We start from the raw sequence: 2,391 nt of genomic DNA on the forward strand, positions 1-2,391 counted from the left end.
GAACTACCATGTCTCGAGCGGTCGAGGAGTTCACATTGTCGAACACGTCAGCACAATTCAGCGGCACGCCGCATGCGCCGTCGACACGACGGATCGAACCGCTGCATTACGTCGATGCCGGGGTGCTCAACATTGCCTATTACGAGGCAGGGCCGCCGGCGGGACCTGTGGTCGTGCTGCTGCACGGTTTTCCCTACGACATCCATTCCTATGTCGACGTCGCTCCGATGCTGGCCGGCGCAGGGTGCCGCGTCCTCGTACCCTATTTGCGCGGCTATGGGCCGACGCGTTTCCGCGATCCCGCCACGCCGCGCTCCGGGGAGCAGGCGGCGATCGGGGCCGATCTGAAGGCGCTGCTGGATGCGCTGGCGATCCCCCGCGCCGTGTTCGCGGGCTACGACTGGGGGGCCCGCGCGGCATGCGTCGGCGCGGCGCTGTGGCCGGAGCGCTGCGCGGGGCTGCTGTCGGTGAACGGCTATCTGATCCAGGACATCGCGAATGCCATGCAGCCGGCGTCGGTCGCGCGCGAGGTCGCCTATTGGTACCAGTGGTACTTCCAGATCGAGCGCGGCCGCGCCGGTCTCGCCGCAAACCGGCGCGAGATCGGACGGACATTGTGGAAGCTGTGGTCGCCGACGTGGCAGTTCGACGAGGCCTGTTTCGAGCGGACCGCGATCGCCTTCGACAATCCCGACTATGTCGAAGTTGCCGTCCACAGCTATCGGCACCGCTATGGGCTCGCGGCCAGCGATCCACGCTATGCCGAGCTGCAATCGCGCCTCGCTGCGCTGCCGGCGATCACGGTGCCCACGGTCACGCTGGACGGCGAGGCGGACACCGTGACGCCGGCGACCGATGGCTCGGCGCAGGCGGCAAGGTTCGTCGGCTCCCGCGTTCATCGCGTCGTGCCCGGCGTCGGCCACAATCTGCCGCAGGAGGCGCCGGAGGCCTTTGCCGGAGCGGTCATGGAATTGGTGAGAGGTTGACATCTCAGATCAGGCCCGCCGCGGGCTGAGGGCCCAGGTCGCGGCGAGGATCGCGGTCGTGATCAGGCCGCACGGCACCGCGGCCAGCGGCAGGATCACGGCGATTGCGGCGGAGGCGGCCCAGCCGATCGAACAAAAGGCTTCGGCGAAAGTGGCGAGCCGCGAGGAGGTCTGGCGGCGGCGAAACTGGCTGCGCTTGGCCTGCACCCGAAACCACAGCTGGATCGCGGTTGCCGTGAGCGCCGCGACCATGACGCCGACGGCGGTGATCGCCCCCTGCCACGGCGCGGCAAAGCTCAGCGCCGCCACCAGCGGTGCAAACACGGTTCCGATCGCGATCAGCACGACCTCGATCTTGGCCCGGATGATCTGCCGCTGTCGGAGCGGCGCCGTACCGACGAGGTCGGGTGCGTCCTCGCCCGAGATCGAAAGCCAGGCGAGCCCGCCGGCGAGTTGCCCCGCCGCCATGACCACGACCGGCGTCACCAGCGCGAGGCCGACGGAATTGTCGGCGAAGTTTCGCCACAACAGCAGCGCCGGCGGCACCAGATAGAGCAGCTGCATCAGGGTCTGCGAGACCAGCCAGGGATCGCGCGCGAGCAGCATGAACTCCTTGCGTCGCAGCGCCTGCTGGGGCGAGCGGACGCGAAATCGCCGGACGCCCGAAGCCTTGCGGCCGGGTGCCGCGCGCGCCGAGGCGCTGGCGGCGGTCTCGGCAAAACGCGGCGAGAAGATCGCCATCACCGCCCCGAGCAGAATGAGGCTTCCCGAAAGCAGCGGCAGCAGGGCTGTCACCTCGCCGGTGGCCGCCCGCGCCGGCCACCAGATGATGCTGTCGACCGCCGGTGCCAGCGCGACCACGGCGTCGGAGGTGATGATCGCAAAGCGTGACAGCGTGCCGTAGGACAGGATCGCTGCGACCTGCAGCGCGATCACGAAACCGGCGCCGATGATCGCGGCGACGACCTGCGCGACCAGCCGCGTTCGTGCCGGTCCGATCAGGCGGAACAGCATGATGGTGGCCGCGATCGCCATGGCGGTCGCCGACAGGCCGCCGGTGATGACGACGCCGATCGCCGTGAGCCATCTGGCGCCGCCGCCGAGCATGAGCACGTCGACGAACGGCGTCGTGAACAGCAGCGCCATGGCGGTGACCGAAAGCGCGATCGCCGCGATCCGCACCGCAAACAGTTCGGGCAGCCTTGCCGGCGACGACATGATGAGGTCGAGATCGGCCCGGGCGTAAAACACCCTGGTTACCGACTCGATGGCCTGCGACAGGATCAGCGCCCAGCCGAGGCAGATCATCGCCGTGATCACGATCCGCGACGTCGCGTCCAATGGCGTGCTGAGCTCCGCATAGCGTCCGATCACGGCCCAAACGGGCAGGTGCAGCACCGCGATG

General features: G+C 68.7%; 2 protein-coding genes. One reads left to right on the forward strand and one right to left on the reverse strand.

Translation table 11 applies throughout. The features are described 5' to 3' along the window. Positions 1 to 8: 8 nt before the first annotated feature. On the forward strand, positions 9 to 986 hold the full coding sequence (locus JOY90_RS09100) for an alpha/beta fold hydrolase (protein ID WP_367276901.1): 978 nt from the start codon (positions 9 to 11) through the stop codon (positions 984 to 986). A gap of 9 nt (positions 987 to 995) precedes the next feature. Here JOY90_RS09100 and JOY90_RS09105 read toward each other — a convergent pair. Then, a partial coding sequence (locus JOY90_RS09105) for a permease (protein ID WP_291690810.1) occupies positions 996 to 2,391 on the reverse strand: 1,396 nt, incomplete at its 5' end.

It is taken from the genome of Bradyrhizobium sp. (assembly GCF_019242285.1).
In the GTDB taxonomy this organism is placed as follows: Bacteria; Pseudomonadota; Alphaproteobacteria; order Rhizobiales; family Xanthobacteraceae; genus Bradyrhizobium.